Origin of the sequence: Paenibacillus montaniterrae (assembly GCF_018403185.1) — a bacterium.
Taxonomy (GTDB): domain Bacteria; phylum Bacillota; class Bacilli; order Paenibacillales; family Paenibacillaceae; genus Pristimantibacillus; species Pristimantibacillus montaniterrae.
Genome location: NZ_BOSE01000013.1, coordinates 85503 through 102319, shown reverse-complemented (window position 1 = coordinate 102319; position 16817 = coordinate 85503). Strand labels below are relative to the sequence as shown.

The 16817-nt window shown below is 45.8% G+C and carries 16 protein-coding genes; 5 read left to right on the top strand and 11 right to left on the bottom strand.

Going from position 1 to position 16817, the window contains the following annotated elements; translation table 11 throughout:
* Positions 1 to 18 precede the first annotated feature (18 nt).
* Positions 19 to 666 carry a hypothetical protein gene (locus KJS52_RS24350; protein ID WP_213519893.1) on the top strand — a complete coding sequence of 216 codons (648 nt, stop codon included), beginning with the start codon at positions 19 to 21 and terminating at the stop codon, positions 664 to 666.
* Between the two features lie 80 nt (positions 667 to 746).
* Here the strand turns inward: KJS52_RS24350 and KJS52_RS24345 are convergent, their stop codons facing one another.
* The 3 genes from KJS52_RS24345 to KJS52_RS24335 all read right to left on the bottom strand — a co-directional run bounded on the left by KJS52_RS24345 (position 747) and on the right by KJS52_RS24335 (position 3223).
* The gene (locus KJS52_RS24345; protein WP_213519892.1) at positions 747 to 1640 is read right to left on the bottom strand and encodes an aldo/keto reductase; all 894 of its coding nucleotides are present in this window, start codon (positions 1638 to 1640) and stop codon (positions 747 to 749) included.
* A 39-nt stretch (positions 1641 to 1679) separates the two neighbouring features.
* Positions 1680 to 2663 (bottom strand): zinc-dependent alcohol dehydrogenase family protein, encoded by a 984-nt coding sequence (locus KJS52_RS24340; protein WP_213519943.1) that lies wholly within the window; start codon positions 2661 to 2663, stop codon positions 1680 to 1682.
* Between the two features lie 104 nt (positions 2664 to 2767).
* On the bottom strand, positions 2768 to 3223 hold the full coding sequence (locus KJS52_RS24335; protein ID WP_213519891.1) for an AraC family transcriptional regulator: 456 nt from the start codon (positions 3221 to 3223) through the stop codon (positions 2768 to 2770).
* A 152-nt stretch (positions 3224 to 3375) separates the two neighbouring features.
* Between KJS52_RS24335 and KJS52_RS24330 the strand changes: the two genes are divergently transcribed.
* A complete protein-coding gene (locus KJS52_RS24330; protein ID WP_213519890.1) occupies positions 3376 to 4497 on the top strand; it encodes an AAA family ATPase in 1122 nt (373 codons plus the stop codon).
* Positions 4497 to 5219, top strand: coding sequence for a hypothetical protein (locus KJS52_RS24325; protein ID WP_213519889.1), 723 nt, complete (start codon positions 4497 to 4499; stop codon positions 5217 to 5219). Before KJS52_RS24330 ends, KJS52_RS24325 begins: the two co-directional genes overlap by 1 nt.
* A gap of 138 nt (positions 5220 to 5357) precedes the next feature.
* On the opposite strand, the gene KJS52_RS24320 is transcribed toward KJS52_RS24325, so the two are convergent.
* The 4 genes from KJS52_RS24320 to KJS52_RS24305 all read right to left on the bottom strand — a co-directional run bounded on the left by KJS52_RS24320 (position 5358) and on the right by KJS52_RS24305 (position 9540).
* Positions 5358 to 6104, bottom strand: a complete 747-nt coding sequence (locus tag KJS52_RS24320) for a stalk domain-containing protein (RefSeq protein WP_213519888.1) — start codon at positions 6102 to 6104, stop codon at positions 5358 to 5360.
* Between the two features lie 168 nt (positions 6105 to 6272).
* Positions 6273 to 6458, bottom strand: coding sequence for an SDR family oxidoreductase (locus KJS52_RS24315; protein WP_306433596.1), 186 nt, complete (start codon positions 6456 to 6458; stop codon positions 6273 to 6275).
* 303 nt (positions 6459 to 6761) lie between these two features.
* On the bottom strand, positions 6762 to 9029 hold the full coding sequence (locus KJS52_RS24310) for a carbohydrate-binding domain-containing protein (protein ID WP_213519887.1): 2268 nt from the start codon (positions 9027 to 9029) through the stop codon (positions 6762 to 6764).
* 136 nt (positions 9030 to 9165) lie between these two features.
* On the bottom strand, positions 9166 to 9540 hold the full coding sequence (locus tag KJS52_RS24305) for a winged helix-turn-helix transcriptional regulator (protein WP_213519886.1): 375 nt from the start codon (positions 9538 to 9540) through the stop codon (positions 9166 to 9168).
* Positions 9541 to 9718: 178 nt separating this feature from the next.
* On the opposite strand from KJS52_RS24305, the gene KJS52_RS24300 reads away from it, so the two are divergent.
* Positions 9719 to 10291 carry an NAD(P)H oxidoreductase gene (locus KJS52_RS24300; RefSeq protein ID WP_213519885.1) on the top strand — a complete coding sequence of 191 codons (573 nt, stop codon included), beginning with the start codon at positions 9719 to 9721 and terminating at the stop codon, positions 10289 to 10291.
* A 104-nt stretch (positions 10292 to 10395) separates the two neighbouring features.
* On the opposite strand, the gene KJS52_RS24295 is transcribed toward KJS52_RS24300, so the two are convergent.
* The 4 genes from KJS52_RS24295 to KJS52_RS24280 form a co-directional block, all read right to left on the bottom strand.
* Complete coding sequence (locus KJS52_RS24295; RefSeq protein ID WP_213519884.1) at positions 10396 to 12624, bottom strand: ATP-dependent helicase; 2229 nt, start codon at positions 12622 to 12624, stop codon at positions 10396 to 10398.
* 85 nt (positions 12625 to 12709) lie between these two features.
* Positions 12710 to 14098 carry an eCIS core domain-containing protein gene (locus KJS52_RS24290; RefSeq protein WP_213519883.1) on the bottom strand — a complete coding sequence of 463 codons (1389 nt, stop codon included), beginning with the start codon at positions 14096 to 14098 and terminating at the stop codon, positions 12710 to 12712.
* Positions 14099 to 14200: 102 nt separating this feature from the next.
* A complete protein-coding gene (locus tag KJS52_RS24285; RefSeq protein WP_213519882.1) occupies positions 14201 to 14524 on the bottom strand; it encodes an MGMT family protein in 324 nt (107 codons plus the stop codon).
* A gap of 194 nt (positions 14525 to 14718) precedes the next feature.
* Positions 14719 to 15765: a 2,3-butanediol dehydrogenase gene (locus tag KJS52_RS24280; RefSeq protein WP_213519881.1), complete on the bottom strand. Its 1047-nt coding sequence runs from the start codon at positions 15763 to 15765 to the stop codon at positions 14719 to 14721.
* 143 nt (positions 15766 to 15908) lie between these two features.
* On the opposite strand from KJS52_RS24280, the gene KJS52_RS24275 reads away from it, so the two are divergent.
* A complete protein-coding gene (locus KJS52_RS24275) occupies positions 15909 to 16817 on the top strand; it encodes a LysR family transcriptional regulator (protein WP_213519880.1) in 909 nt (302 codons plus the stop codon).

Here is a 16817-nt window from a genome sequence, read left to right as displayed (position 1 = left end):
ATAATGGGAGGGAAGCACATGAATCATAGTCGATTTTCTATTTTGCCAGAGCCTGAGCAGCTTAAGCAGCAATTGCTTACACTGTCAGCGCTTGATATTATTTTGTGCGACACGGATTGGTTAAGAGTGTATCAATATGATGCAAAGTGGAGTGAACAGGCCCAGCTGGCGACGGTAAGCAACGGTGCAGGTGATAATTTGCACATTATTTTTGTGCGTGAAGGCGTGCTCATCAAAGGCTTCGATCACGAATCTCCGTTCAGTCCTCACGCAAGAGATGAATATGGTGTATGGCCAGGCATATACGATCATGTACCGTCAGCACTGTTCAGCTATATCGAGCAGGAGGACGCGTTGGAGCTGGAGGATGTTACCTTCTGTTTATGGCGCGAGCCCGGCGATGCCGAGTGGCAGGCTGGAAGCATAGAGAATCCTGCTGGCTGGGATGATGGATTTGATTTTCTTATCGGTTACTTGTACCAAACGCCCGAGGATTATGCAGAATGGGCTGAAAGCTATTATGAAGCAGAAATCGAGCTTGATGTCGTCAAGCAAATTTATGCGGGAAGCCGTATTACCGCTGAGCTGATTGGCAGACTCAATCCAGATAGAAATGCGGCTGAAGCTTTGGCTGAGCTGCAGCAATTAGGCGTGCCAACTTCATAAAAAGCATCATAAAAGGTTGCTCCTACTATTTCGCTGTCTGAATTGACGAAATGGTCGGGAGCAACCTTTTAATATGAAAATTAGCGATGGGCCGTATATCGATTCGCCCTGCTCACTTGTCTAATCGCTCCAATCTGTTCATCGGTCAGCGGAGGCAGCTGGGCCGCAGCCAAGTTTTGTTGAAGCTGCTCAGATGTGCGAGCGCCAGGAATCGCTACAGCGACTGCTGGATGGCTAAGTGAATAGCGAATAGCGAGCTGCGTTAAATTCGGAGAAATATGCTCCAGCTGCTCTCTTAACTCGATTAACGCAGGCAGCTCATAGTCCAGCACCGCCTTTTGCGGCTGACGCTGACTAGCCAAAGCACCACTGGCAAGCGGTCCGCGTGCTATGACGCTAATTTGCTGCTGATGCAGCAAATCGAGCACCTCTTCCTCCGCTCTGCGATCCACGATGCTGTATTGATTCATGACGCTAACAATCGAGGAGCGCGCAGCGTACTCACGAATAACATTTGGCCGAATCGAGGAAATTCCGTATTCGCGAATAACCCCTTCCTGCTTCAACTGCTCAAAGGCTTCAATCGTTTCGTCAATTCGATCCTCGATCGTACCGCCATGCAATTGGTATAAATCAATATAGTCTGTGCCCAGTCGCTGCAGACTGCGCTTCACCGCGCTTAATATGTATGACTTGGAGGCATCCCATACCCAGCCCTCCTGGCCTTCAATGCGACGATTGCCCACCTTGGTAGCGAGAATGACCTTGTCGCGCTTGCCACGCAGCGCTTTGCCGACAATTTCCTCATTGCGCCCGCCATCATATAAATCCGCCGTATCCAGAAAGTTAACACCTGCATCAAGCGCCTCATCAATAATTCGGATCGCTTGCTGCTCCTCTGTGCCCAGCGACATGCAGCCAAGCCCAATCTCACTAACGATAAGCTCGGAACGGCCCAAAGCATTCTTCTTCATCGTTACTGCCCCTTTCCTTATATTTAACTTTCGTAAAATCTAGCCCGTCAGCATAACCTTGCCCAACTGCTTCGTGCCCGCTTCGGCATAAGCAATCGCTTCTCTTACTTCAGCCAAAGGGAAGCTTGCCGCTGGCTGCTGCAGCTCCAATTGCTTGCTGCCGAGCAAAGCGATAATGTGCTGAAATGCAGCCTGCCACTGCTCAGTTGCAATTCGTTGATTCCAATGCCGCAAATGAAACAGCTTGCCCCGCAGCTGCAACTGGTGATGAAGCTGCTGCCAGTTGACAGACTCACCGGATAATAAGCCGAGAGAAAGAAAAACAGCACCTGGCCGCAAGCAAGCTGCAAGCGCATGGCCAGCGACGCCCCCTATGCAATCAATGGCAGCATCTGCACCGACATCGTTCGTCAATTCCTGCATTTGCGCTTTTAATGTCGCTTCATCCGCTGTTTGCAGGACAGAAGCTGCGCCTAGCCGCAGCAGCTCCTGCGCCTGTATCGAGCTGCTCGTTACCGCAATAAAGCGGTAACCGAGCAAACGCGATAGCTGTGCAATGAGACGGCCCAAGGCTGATCCTGCAGCGTTCATCACAATCGTACTGCCAGGCATAAGCTCCAGCTCGCTTGTAAGTACAGCCCAAGCGGTTACAGGATTAATATAAAGCTGAGCTGCGGTACAATCATCGAGCCACTCCGGAACAGGCACTGCGAATGGTGCAGGACAGGTCACCAGCTGCTGCCAAGTGCCCTCGCCTCTCAATGGCAGCACCCGCTGACCAAGCAGCTTGGGATCAGCATCAGCCCCTACCGCTTCCACTATACCAACCCCTTCGTAGCCGGGTATGCAGGGCAGTCGTGTGCGATGGGCATAGGCGCCTCGCATTGGAATTAGATCGGAAGGATTGATCGGACGAGCCAGCATACGTACTGTAATCTGTTGTGCTTGCGGCGGAGAAGCTATTTTTTGTCCCAGCTTGACGACTTGCTGTGGCGGACCAAACTGTTCAAAAACAGCGTACATATTATTCAAGCAGCATTCCCCTACCTCATATTGACAAAAGCTATTTCCTTCATCATAACTGCTTTTCCAGCCGCATCGCAACCGTTCTAATGCCGCCGCCTTTTCTAGTTATCGACTTTTATCGGGACACATAATTCACAATAGCCTTGGCTCAGCATCTCATAGCTGTACCTTTCTAAAATCGGCTTACGATCAAGCTGATAGCCCGACGTCTGCAGTGCTGGAAAAATATCATTCCATGCACGCTGTACTCCTTCTGCTGTATGCTCAATTGTGAATACCGCATACTGCCCCCCTGCAAGCCTGCCTTCAGCGATAGAGCCGTCCAGCTTATACTCCTCCTCAATAACCATGCAAGCATCATAACGGCAGCTATCCGGAGGAGTCGTTGCCGGATCATCCTGCGGGACGCCAAACAGCAATGCATATTGCATAAGCTCATGCTCCACTGCCCACTCCTTCAATTGATTCATCGCTTGAACATTTGCAGGCCCATACGGACCAACCTGTCTTACGTATACGATGCGGTACGACGGCATTCCTTCAACCTTTAATGTCATAAACCTTCTCCTCTCTTATTGACTACATGATCAAAGTAACATGTTATAAAAATAAATACATTCTATTTTTTTACAAATGAATATAGTTCCGTGTTTTAATGTATACTGAAGATATAAAGAGTTGTCGGAAAAAAATTACGGAGGTGACGTTCATGCTAAAGAAATTTACTGTATCCAACTACAGAAGATTTCAACATGCACTAGAGGTTGATTTCTCCAGGGTTCGCGACTATAAATACAATGAAAACTGTATTGTTGATAACATAATAAGCAAGTCCATTGTTTATGGGAAAAATGCTGTCGGAAAATCCAATCTTGGCTATGCTTTAATGGATATTCGCTCTACATTAATTGTTGATAGTCCTCGTTTTGGAGACCAAGCTGGATTTATTAACGCTTTTAGTGAATCGGACGAAGCAACTTTTTCATATAGCTTTAAGTTTAATCAAGATGAAGTAACCTATAGTTATTCAAAAAAATCTAGCACTGAACTAACGCATGAGACATTAATTTTAAACGGAGTTACACTATTTGATTGCGATTATAAAAAGAACTTGCTAAACATAGAAAAACTAGTTGAATACGATGGACTAGACTCTCTAAAGTTCTCATCTAGACAAGCAGGAACGCCTCTATTGCGATTTATTCTCTTCTACGGGAATTTAATCGAGCTAAGCGCATTACAATCTCTATATGATTTTGTTAATGGAATGGCTATGTTACGTACAGTTGATAAAAACTATGCTTTTAGTGGCCCTTTGACTTTGAACACAGGCATAATTAAAACGATACTAGAAAATGATCTAGTAAGTGAGTTGGAAAAATTTTTAAATAGCGTGGGAGTACAAGTTAAGTTGAAATCAGACTTGATGCCTGATGGAGAGGCCAATCTATATTTTGATTATCCAAAACCGTTAGAGTTTGTAAAAAATGCTTCAAGCGGTACAAGAGCCCTAACAGCTATATTTACAGTATTTCATCAGCTTGATAAAATATCGTTTTTATTTATTGATGAGGTCGATGCCAACTTACACTTCTCGCTAGCCGATCAAATTATAAACCAATTTAAACAAAGAAGAGAAACGCAAATTATGCTGACTACACATAATACTGATTTAATGAGTAACAAAATAATGAGACCGGATTGTTATTTTATTTTAACGTCCGCAAGTAAATGCGTTACTTTAGCTGATGCAACAAAAAGAGAGCTTCGAGAAGGACATAATTTAGAAAAGCTTTACCAAGCTGGGGAATTCGAAGAGATTGGTGAGTGATGGTATTGACGAAAAAGGTACTATTAATTGTTGAAGGCGCACAAGCAGAAAAGAAGCTAATGAGGCACTTTTATAGTCTCTATAGTATTTCCAATATTGAAATAGTTTCTTTTGAAACCAACATCTATGTACTTCATCGTCATTTACAGCAATTCTATTCTACTAATACTGGTCATATAGACTACGATGCAATTGATATCGTCCTAGTGATCAATGAATACCTGAAGCTAGAGGAGAACAATAAATTCAATAGAACCGATTTTTCAGATATTTTGTTAATATTTGATTTCGATCCGCACGATAACTTGTTCGATTTTAAGGTCGTAAAAGAACTACTGTTGCATTTTAATAATTCTACTGAAAATGGGAAGCTATACATTAATTATCCAATGGTTGAAGCGTATAAAGATATTGTTAATAATTTTGATCATTTTCAAGCTTCGAAAGTGCAACTTACAGATATTAGGAGATATAAACAACTGGTCGGCTCTAGATCAGTTTATACTGATTTAAGAAAAATAGATGCTGAAACAGGGAATACTATTATTCAATTTCATCTCAATAAATTAGAAAATATAACAAATAAGCAACTCATGGATGAGGATATTTATTCTGCTCTAGGAGAACTGCAAAATTATACACTTCAAACAGAGCATGCTGTGTTCATCATTAATACTTGTCTTATTTATTTTATAGAAGAATACGGAGAATTGTATATATAGAGTATATCCCCTTAACTTCTAGTGCACTTATTCTTCAAAAAATGACCATGAGTACCACAACGCAATCTGCTACTCATGGTCAACTATTAATAACCAGTTAGGAATTCTAATTGAACGATCGATTAAAAGAACAACCCATTATTTCACACTTACCGGAATCGATACCTCCAGCGTCTTGGCTTGATCAACAGCCTCACTATCGAACCAATACTTTGTCTTTGCCGTAATCGTATAATTGCCCTTTGGCAAAACAGAAGGGCGGACTGCTTTATTTAGATAAGCGCGAAGATCTTCTTCTTTTTCCAACAATCCGTTTTTGTTGAGATTATAGATTAGAAATTCTTGCTGCATTAAAGTTGAGTTGAACTCATCTCCGGCTTGAAATGTGCTGAAATACATTTCTCCATTTAATGCAACGCTTGCAAAGCCTTCTTCATCTGTAATAGTAAACTCAATTAATGATACACCATGTGAAATATCGTGAGTCTGCTCGGTGTGATTAGACAATCTTGCCCATACTTCAATCGGCTCTCCATACTCATACTCTGCCTTGCTGGAGAAAATATGCAGTGCGAAGGAATCATCCTCAATTTTATCATTCAGCACAGATTTTTTGTTGGATGCCAGTTGCTGCTCCACATAGATCGTTTGATCGCTTGCATCATAGCTAATGTATCCCTTCATACTCTCGGTAAGCGCTCTGATAGGAACGTAAACACTGCCGTCAATGCTATATATATCCTGATTCAGACTGGCTAATTTGTTGTTAATGACAAGCTTTCCTTTGAACAAAAATCTGTTTATTGTGTCAGAAGCAGCTGTTGCAGATGCAGACACAATCATCAATGCCGAGAGCACAATAATCCATTTCTTCAATTTCCCCAATCTCAACTCATCCCTTCTATTTTGCATAACATAAGGCTAGTACAAAGCTGCCATTTAAAATATTTTCCAGTTTCAATATTATCATAAAATCCCATAACTGTAAGCTTTATTTGTTAACCGCACAGCATAAAACCGATTGCAGCAAGTGGTTTGGTTGTTGCTACCACTTTACTCACAATCGGTCAATTGATTTCGCTGATCTATGCCCGCTGCAATCTCCACACCTTCTGGCAGCTTGGCTCTCGCCCGTTCCGGATTTCGCGTTAACGCCCGTACGGCAGCCCCCCTCTGCACCAGTAGTTCCGTCACATGTTGTCCAACCGTCCCTGTTGCTCCTGCTACTAAAATCGTCATGTCGCATCTCCTTCTCATTTTTTAGCATAATGTCGGCGAATGGCCCCAAGCAAACGATCCAGTCTTATGACCATCGCCCCCTCTAGTGAAGGCCATCCACTTTCTATCCTAATCCAATAATTCTGACAACAAGTTTGTCAGAATTAAAGATTCACCACCCGAACTTTTTTAACATCCTTTGAGATTCATCCCCTTCCTCAGCATTAAAACGCCAAACTAAAAACAGCTCCCGCTTGTCGCATATGCGCGTACAAACAGGAGCTGTTCTAATATAACCAAAGGGGGAATGTAATGTAAGATATACTATAAGAATTCGTTTAGCAGCACTGCAAGCTCAGCACGGGTCAACGTGCCACTCATATCGCTCGGAAATAAAGCGTCCAATGCAATATCCAGCTCATTAAGCTCGGTAAAACGTGACAACACCAGCTTCATCTGCTCGGCAGTCAAATTGTCTTCAGGCATAAAATGTCCTTTTCCATCACCAACGACAAGACTGTTGGAAGCCGCCCAGCCAACATATCCGCTGTACCAGCTATTTTGCGCGACATCCGTAAACGCTGTTGATTCGACCTGCTCAATGCCTAGTAGTCTACCAAGCGTCGTTATTGCAGTCGCGCGCGTTACTGTCGCATTTGGCGAAAAGCGCGTGGTGCTTGTGCCGATCATGACGCCGCGTTCGTACAATACTTTAACTGCGCTGTATGCCGCATCAGACGGGTTAAGATCTGTAAACGGCAGTACACCGATCGAAAACTGCCATTGCGATACGCCTGTATACGTTTCATTAGAGGAAACAACTGCAACAGTTAAGCGGTATTGTCCATCCTCTTCGGGCATAATTTGCGATAAATCATCCTTAATTTCAGACAACAGAAACGTTTCTGAATAATTTTCTGACGGTACATCCGTTACAGTCAATTGAATATCTGTATCCGGTACATCTTCACTAGCGGCCACCTGCTCTAACACGACAGGCTGCCCGGAAGATACGCTGGCTATGCCCGCTCCGTCATTCACAGTAAAGACGACCCTCGTTTTGCCGCTCGCATCCGCAGCCTCGGAAATTCCCGAAAAGCTATGGACAGCTTCAGTAATCACAAAGGCTGTCGAGCCTTCAACGCTTGCAGCAGCAATGCCTTGACCATTCGGGTTAGCTTGTTCTGGATTAATATTCTCCTGGTTAGGCGGCGTCATCTCGCCAGTTGGCGCCCCACTTGGAAATGGTCCGTTCATTCCTTCACCTGCTGGTCGGTCCCCTTCGGGACGTGCACCCTGAGCAAGCTGCCCGTTCTCCCCTTCACCAGTTGGACGATTGCCGCCAAAGCCGCCGCCCATCATGCCGAAGGAATTGCCTGTGTACTGCTGCTGTACATCGTTAATGTACAAGCTATACTCTGTATCAAGCTTAAGCTCGGCTGAGGAGAAGGTGACGCTTTGAAATGCTTTTTCAGCCGTATGGCTCAGTAGCTCATTTCCTGCTGCATCTGCCAATGCAATAACACTGCCTGCCGCTTGTGTCGAAGCAAAAGACAGCTCGATAAATGGCTGCTTGGAAGCAGCGGATGTGGCATCATTGCGCGTACCAAGTGCAATAACTGTACCGCCATTGATTGTAATGTCCATATCAGCATCTATCCCGCCATCTGGGCTGCGTTCATTGGACATCGTTACAATCGTTCCGCCATTAATCGTCAAGTACCCGTTGGAATCAATGCCATCTCCTTCAGCGCCAAGACCTGCGTTGACATATAGATAGCCTCCGTTAATCGTTGTAACAGATATGCCGTCCTCATTCGTATTAATGCCATCATCCTGCGCTTCAATGTACACCTTACCGCCGTTCAGCTCAAGATGCAGTTCTGAGTCAAGTCCTTCATTAGCTGCTGTAATATGCAGCTCGCCTGTGCCTGCCGATTCGCCAGCAATGCTCATCGACATTTTCGAGTAAAATGCGCCATCGTATTTATGCAGTTTTTTCGTCGTGCCTTCCTTATAGATTTTGGCGACGTAGGAGCCGTTCACAGTGTTGACCGAGCCATCCGCCAAAATTACCCGCGCTCCAGCATCACCAAGATCAACAACACCATTTGTATCCTCGGTATCGCTGTATGGCTCATATACATTGTAGAAAATAACCGCAGGCGCAACCGTGTTTGTTATATCGACACCGTCCAGAATCAATGTCACGACTGCTGTCGGATCAGTTGCTGCATCCTCCCCCAGATCAACTGCCAGTTGTCCTGCCGACAGCTTGCCCGACACACGATAAACACCAGGCTCGGTAATCGTAACAACGGTATGAGCCGCTGCTTCCTCAGCGCTATGCTCGTCAGCTGCTGTGCCTTCTCCATAGCTACTGTCCTGCCCGGCTTCATAGTAGACAATATCTGCTCCCGTATAGACAGCCGCCGATGGATCAGTGGAGACTGCTTGTCCAGCTACCTTTATGCCTGTATCAGAAAGCTGAATTAACGTTTCTTCTGTTGAGGTATTAGCTGAAGCAAGTCCCACCACACTCGTCAACGCAAGCACCGAGGCAAGCAGCAGTGACATCGTTCGTTTGAGCATACTCCTTCACTTCCTTTCAATTGGATTAGTCTCAGTTTACAAAACATTAATAAAACTAATCTTAAGGGAAGTTGAAGGATCGCTGAAAATAACGGCACGTATTAGCTACTGCAGCGACTTGATCAGCCGCTATCAACTAATGAAAGTCTTCCAAAACCTTCGATTTGTCGCCATAAATTTTATCAAGATGATCCTCTCCCCAGTAGCATAAAAGGTCTAGCGCCGGCTTTAACCCCCAGCCGTATTCCGTTAATTCATACTCTACTTTAGGAGGGACTTCGTTATAAACCTTTCTTGTAATAATCTCGTCCTTTTCCAGCGCTCTAAGCTGAGAGGTCAGCATTTTTTGCGTAATATCCGGCATTAAGCGGCGAAGCTCAGAGGTTCGTTTTCGGCCAGTCATCAAATGATAAATGATTAACGGCTTCCATTTGCCGCCTATTACCTCTAAAGCAGCTTCGACTCCAACCTGATATTTCTTTTGAACGCTATTATCTGTTTGATCAGTCATCTCTTTCCCCTCCGTATAGCTCTATCTAAGGCACTTTCGAGTTCCTATAGCACCTGCAGCATCCTTTGGCACTTGAAAGTGCGTACTTCCAGCTCATTTTCTTACTGTTTATAATAGCATCAGCCACAGATGAAGGCTATAAACTAGCAGCTCTGAAGAAAGGTAGTGAAGATAAAGCATGAACGTCCTAGTCGTTGTTTCGCATCCAAGGAAAAATTCCTTAACCTTTGAGGTTGCCAATCGTTTCGTACAAGGCCTTGCCGAGGCTGGTCACGATTATGAGATATTGGATTTGCACGAGATTGGTTTTGATCCTGTCTTGAAAGGAGTAGATGAGCCCGACTGGACCGCTGCGGAACAGTCCTATTCCCCTGAAGTAGAAAGAGAAATGCAGCGGCTGAAGGAGCATGATGCCCTGGCGATAATTTTTCCAGTCTGGTGGTGGCATTTGCCGGCTATGCTTAAGGGGTATATTGACCGTGTGTGGAACAATGGGGTTGCGTACGGCTCGAACCATCTTCATCATCAGCATTTGCTATGGCTTGGATTGGCTGGCGTTTCGCAAGAGCAGATGAAGAAGCGCAGCTATGATGAAATGATTACACATTTGCTAAATGTAGGTATTGCCGATTATTGCGGGATTTCCAATTCCAAGGTTGAACTATTATACGAGACGCTGGACTCAAAGCCCGAACATTACGAAATGCTGCTGAACCATGCCTATCACTTAGGCTTGAATTACGGCAAGTAACAGTCACATGGGAGCTGTCTCTGAGCAAAACAGCAGCGAAGGAGCAAAATATTTCTTAAAAACAAGTGAAGACTTGCTTTGCTCCGAGGCCACTGAGTGAGTTTTCAGACACGTTCTAGCACTGCTGCCTCGCCTTCGAGCAGCAGCAGACCATTTTCCAAGCATGGCGCAATCGCCAATTGCTTCGTGCTTTCGGCAAATTGGATTGTCACTCGCTCATCACCGCAAGCTATGATGACCCCGGCGCCAAACTTTGTGTGCGTAACGGGCAAATTGACCTGCAGCTGCTCTCTCGAAACAATCGCATTCGGATGCTTGGGCGGCTGGGACGGCTGAGCTTGCAGCGTGGAGGATGATGAAGCACTCTGCTCAACAGCTGATGCATGCTGTTTCGGCGGATTCACGATATCTCTAACTGCTGTGACAAAGCGCGATTCCGCCGCCTTCTCTCCCCCGCGCTCCGTATATGTAATCAACTCCAGTTCCCGCTTCGCTCTCGTCATGCCAACATAGAACAAGCGCGCCGCTTCCTCCAGTTCATCCGCTTTAACATCATGCTTGGAAGGAATAATGCCTTCTACTAAATCAATCATAAATACGTAGTCAAATTCCAAGCCTTTGGCGCTATGCAGCGTCGATAGCGTCACTGCATGCTCATTTCTGTGCTGTCTCGATCGTGTCAGCACCTGCTGCAAATGCTTAAGTCTCGCGGCAAATTGCTCCATCGTATCCAACTCGGCTGCAATTTCCTCCAGTGTATTAAGCATGCCAATCAAATACTCCTTGCGGAAGCCGAGCCGCTCGCACATTTTCTCAATTGCCCGCTCATAGCCCAAGCGCTCGCGAATAACGCCTATTGCAGGCAGCGGCGGCATTCCTTTCATCTGCTGAAAGGTTTCCTTGCTGTTCAGCAATGGCTGTACCTGATAGTCATGCAGCTGCACATACTGAAGCAAATTGTCGAACACAGATTGTTGATTGCTGATTTCCTTGAGCGCCGCCATTTGTTGCTTGCTAATGTAGCCATTGAATTTGAGATGGATTTTTTCCAGCAGATCAACTCGCTTGTCAGTATAGGACATGCGCATAAAATTCAAAATATCCTCCACTACCCAGTGCGAGAAGAAGCGCTGGTCGGCGTCCTTCACATAAAAAGGAATACCCGCTCGATCCAAGGCGTTGATTAAAGCGACCGACGACGAGTTATTGCGATACAGCACAGCGACCTCCGCCAGCTGCTGCAGCCCTTGAATTTGCTGCACGATATACTTCGTTTGCTCAGCAGGATTGGCTGACACGCGCAGCCTGATCGGATCGCCTGAGCCATTATCCGTAAACATTTGCTTCGGATAGCGCTGCTTGTTGCGGCTAATAAATTGATTGGCCGCATATACAATTGTGCTGGTCGAGCGGTAGTTTTGCTCCATAAACAAAATCGTCGCATCGGGATAGACTGCCTTGAAATTAAGCAAATAAGCAGGCTCCGCGCCACGCCAGCTATAGATCGACTGATCATCATCCGCGACAACACATAATCGCCGATGCCCGGCAACGAGCCGTTCAATGATGTAATGCTGCACCAGCGAGGTATCCTGGCTTTCATCCGTTAATACATAGTCAAATTGCTGCTGGTAGCTCCGCAGCAGCTGCTCGTCCTCCTGCAGCGCCTGATTGGCAACAGCCAGCATATCATCGAAGTCCAGCAGCAGCCTGTGATGCCCTGAGCGCTTGAATTGCTCATAGGCCTGCAAAATTTGCTCCGCGTGCGGCACATCGCAGCGAACCTGCGACCATTGCTCTGCTGGAATCAGCTTATTTTTTATATAGCTAATGTAGGTGGTCAGCTCGTCCATTTGATCATCTGTAATCGTTTCTCCGACAATCGACAGGAACAGGCTGCGCAAAATATGCTTTTTATGTAAAGACGGCTCATTCGTCTGCGGCTGCTCTCGCTCGTCAGCGCTATCCCCTTCAATAATGTGATAGGAAATTTGCCGGCTGCGAAAATACGCCCGGGCAACCTCATAAGCAAAGCTGTGAATAGTAGAAAAGCCGACGGGAGTCAATTGCGGAAACAGCCGTTTAAAGCGCTGCTGCATGTCCACGGCAGCTGCCTTGCTGAAGGTCAATGCCTTAATGCGAGTCGGGTTTATCCCTTGCTCCTCAATGAGATAGCCAATTTTCATAATAATCGTTGTCGTTTTGCCAGAGCCTGGCGAGGCAAGCAGAAGCAGTGGACCTGATGTATGACTGACCGCTTTTTGCTGTACCTCATTTAAGAAAATAGCGGTTTCCTGTTGCTTCCTTGCAAAAAATTTCTCTGCGGCTGCCAAGATTGCCTCCACCTCCTCTTTCTGGTTGTATCCATGAAAATAAGCCTGCTAGGCGCAGGCTTGCATCCTCTAAGTGAATAAGCTTTCACGAATCCATCTCATCATATTTTTCACCATAGTATGACTCATAGCAATACTTTAACACATTCTCTTCATCTGTAGCATTTAGCCCAATCTTTTTTGCATAAGCTTTAACGACAGCATACATCATATCGCTGCCGTAATATTCCAGCGCAGGATATGAGCTAAGCACCAGCTCCAATGCCATACTAATATGCTTGGCTGCTTCAAGCAGTGTTGCCGGCTTTGCTATAAAATCGATAGAGTCGATAAGACTAGCTATTACATTTAATGACACATCTTCATCGCCGCCTAATTCCTCGGCTTGCGAGCCCAGCAGCTTGATCTGTTTTTTCGCTGCTTTTTCAGTCTTTCCTCCACCCCCTCCAGAAGTATTTCCTTCCGAGCGATTATAGGCTGCCCCTGCACGCTTGTTCCACAGTCTTAAATAGGCATCCAGTAAATCCTCAAGCGCACTATTGAGATCCTCTCCCTCGGTCGAAGGATCTTTTGTCAGTTGCGTATAGTTTGTCAAATAGCCAATCACGATGTCTCTGCTCAGTTTGACCATTTTGTTATTATCGTTCTTAAAGGAGGTTTTCGTATTTTCATCAATAAAAACAAACAGCTTCTCCATCACTTCCGCGGCTTGCTGATGGGTTTTCCCGATCAAATTTTGCTGCAGCATCAGCTTCGGCAAATAGTCGGCTACGGTATGATCCCCTTGTCCGCTTTCAGCGCTTGTTGGCACTCTCCCTTCAAAATCAATAGAAGAAATAAGGCGGCCAAAAGGAGATTTCTTTGTCTTCACATTAATCAGCATAAGCTGCGCCACGGAATGCTGAGCAAAGTCAGCCGTCGTCATTTGAACCGGCTGTCCGCTGCTGATGCGCAGCGCATGATTGCCATATTCGGTAGCTTCTCTTTCAAGCTGCTCACTATCATTAACAGCAATGCCTTTAAGCTGCATCGTGGGCTGAACCCGTCCCTGCCGCTGCTGGACAACATGCCATGCTTCATGCGGTAAATGCTGCTCCTGACCTGGTCCGAGATGAATGTGATTGCCCTGCGCGTAAGCCAATGCGCCAAGCTCCTGCGGCTTGCTTGAATTGTAGTGCACCTTTACATCATCCATCGACATGCCTGACAGCGACTCAATACCGGATTTTAACTGATCCGGCAAGCCCGTCTTGTTAGGCTGGCTCATTCTCTGAAGCAATTTTCCGAGCTGTCGATTGCCCACCATTTTTTGCAGCACCGCTGCATCACTTGCAGCTAGCGGCTGGGCATGGTTTGGCTTGCGCTGCAAAGCCCCCATTGCTGGTGAGAAGCTCTGTACTGTCGTTGGCCTGGCAGCTTGGGCAGCTGGACTGGCTTCGTTTTTGCTGGATGTTACCGTTACTTTTTCGTGCACGTTACTGGCACCTCCAACTATAATGGATTAATTGACAAGCTGGTATGTCTTGCATCCGTTCGTTCCACGCTGACCAACCAGCTCTCTTATGGCCTAAGGCATTTAGTCCAAGCTATCCTGTCCGGGCTGATGCTGATAAGCCACCAAATCGATAAAGCCGCGCTCGTCCACATCTACGCCTTCGCTGCTAAGATACAGCATTTGCTTAAAGCGCGCTTCCTCGTCCTGAATGGCGATTTTCCCTTGTGCATTGACGACTCTATGCCATGGAAGCTTATGCTTTTGACTCATCGCATGCAAAATTCTAACGACTTGTCTCGCTGCTCGAGCGCTTCCTGCCTGTGCCGCAATTTGCCCATAGGTCATCACCTTCCCCTCGGGGATATCACGTATGATCGCAATCACTTTTTCTGTAAATGGAGTCACTGCCTTACATCCTTCCTTTGCTTACAACAAATACGTCCGATGGCATGCTTGCTTCTAGTTGTATTCGAGATGCGATGCTAATTTTCCTTGTATGGTTGGTGAATTCAGAAAATCGTTTAACCCGATTAAAAAAAGCACTAATGCATGCTTCACTAAAAAGCATACATTAGTGCTAACTTCACAATTAACCTGGCTTATGGCTGAGTTTTAACTAATATTTTCGCCTGGCTTTTATCCTTGATCAGCAATTCCAGACCTTCCTCAACAATATCGTCCAGTTTAATTTGACGGGTAATAACCGGCTTAACATCAAGTCTGCCGGAAGCGATCATGGCAATCACCTCAGGGAAAATATGGCGGTAGGCAAGACTCGTTTTTATCGTAATTTCCTTCGTCAAGATGCTGTTTACATCCAATGTAACAGGCTTGGCGTAGGCAGCAATAATCATGAGCTGTCCGCCCTTTTTAATAACCTCAAGCGCTCCGGTAAAGGTTTGCTGTGCCCCCGCTGCTTCATAGGCAACATCTACTCCATAAGGGTGCAAGGACATAATCTTCGCTGTTGCATCTTCCTCACCGCTATGAACAACCGCTGTAGCCCCAACCTCCAGAGCTTTTTGCAGCCGCTCGGGAGAAATATCAACAGCAATAATAGTTGCCGCACCAGCAGCCTTAGCTGCGATAATCGTTAATAGACCGATTGGGCCAGCTCCATAAACGACAACCGCATCGCCAATTTTAAGCTGGCTTTCCTTTACAGCTTGTACCACGACTGCTGTTGGCTCTACAAGCGCGCCTTCCTCCAGGCTCACATTTTCAGGCAGTTTATGCGCCTTTTCAGCGTCAACCACTGCATATTCAGCAAAGCCTCCGTCGCCTTGCAGCCCAATAAAGCCAAAGCTTACAGCACGATTATAGTGACCTTGCTTAACGTAATAATCATCTGCTGCAAAAATAAGCGGCTCAATCGCAACGCGGTCGCCTATAGCAAAGCCGGTTACCCCTTCACCAACCTCGCTAATTACTCCCGCGAACTCATGACCAAGCGTCAATGGCAATCCCTGGTTGGTCAACGGATGCGGCTCTGCACTTACTCCGATGCCATGATGATAGGCATGAAGATCACTTCCGCAAATTCCGGCCCATTCTACCTTAACCTTCACTTTGCCAGCTCCGGTTGTTGGCTCCTTTACATCCTCTACCCGGACATCTTTCGTACCATATATAACTGCAGCTTTCATACGAGCAGCCTCCTTATTCGATAATTTATCGTTTAGTGATAACGATTTCATTTGATTTAGTTATATTTTACGCCTTAAATCGTTATAATTAAATTCGAATGTAATTTAATAAACATAAGTGAAACTTATATAAGAGGTGCTGCATGAACCTTGAGCAGTTGATTCATATCGTCGAGCTGACGAAAGTTAAAACATTGTCACAAGCAGCGACCAACCTGTATATCTCGCAGCCTGCAATTAGCCAGTCGATTGCCAATTTGGAAAAAGAGCTTGGAATAAAGCTGTTTCATCGTACGAAGTCTGGAACAATTCCGACCGACGAAGGGGTAGCGATTATTAAAAAAGCGCATGATGTCGTGAAGCTGATTGAGGAAATTCGTCTTGAGGCCGCAAGCGCTAAATTAACATTGAGCGGCAGCCTGCAGCTGGCAACGATGCCCGCACAAATGATTACGATGGTGAAGGTGATTGCTCAACTGAAAAAAGAGCATCCTAATTTGCATATACAGGTTTATGAGCAGGGATCACTGGACAGCCTGCGCGCGGTTAAGGAAGGGAAAATTGATTTGGGTATGCTGGCGATAAGAGAAGGGGTGCTGCATGATGACAGCATTGTATTTGAATCGCTTTGGCAAGGAAAGATGATGGTTTTTGTCGGGAAGCAGTCCCCTTATGCGAAACGCTCCAGTATTAAACCAGAGGAGATGCTTCAGCAGGAATTTGTTTTGTATAACGATGACTATGTGCATCAGTTTACCGACGATTTCTCCAAGCAATATGGCGACCTAAACATCCTGTTTCAGTCCGATTACGATACCGCGATACATAGCGCTCTTGCTGAAGGCTTAGCGATTTCTGTCGGCCATGACTTTTCATTAAAAACAAACGCTATGCAATTTAATGAGCAGCTCGTAATGCTGGAAATTGAAGACTATGTTCAGCCGAATGTGCATTTCGGCTGGGCTCGCTTAAAAAATAGAGCCCAGTCCCCGATTTGCGATTATTTTGTCAGTCGGTTTAAAAATGAGTTTTTGTTTGGCTGGAAGTCCTGA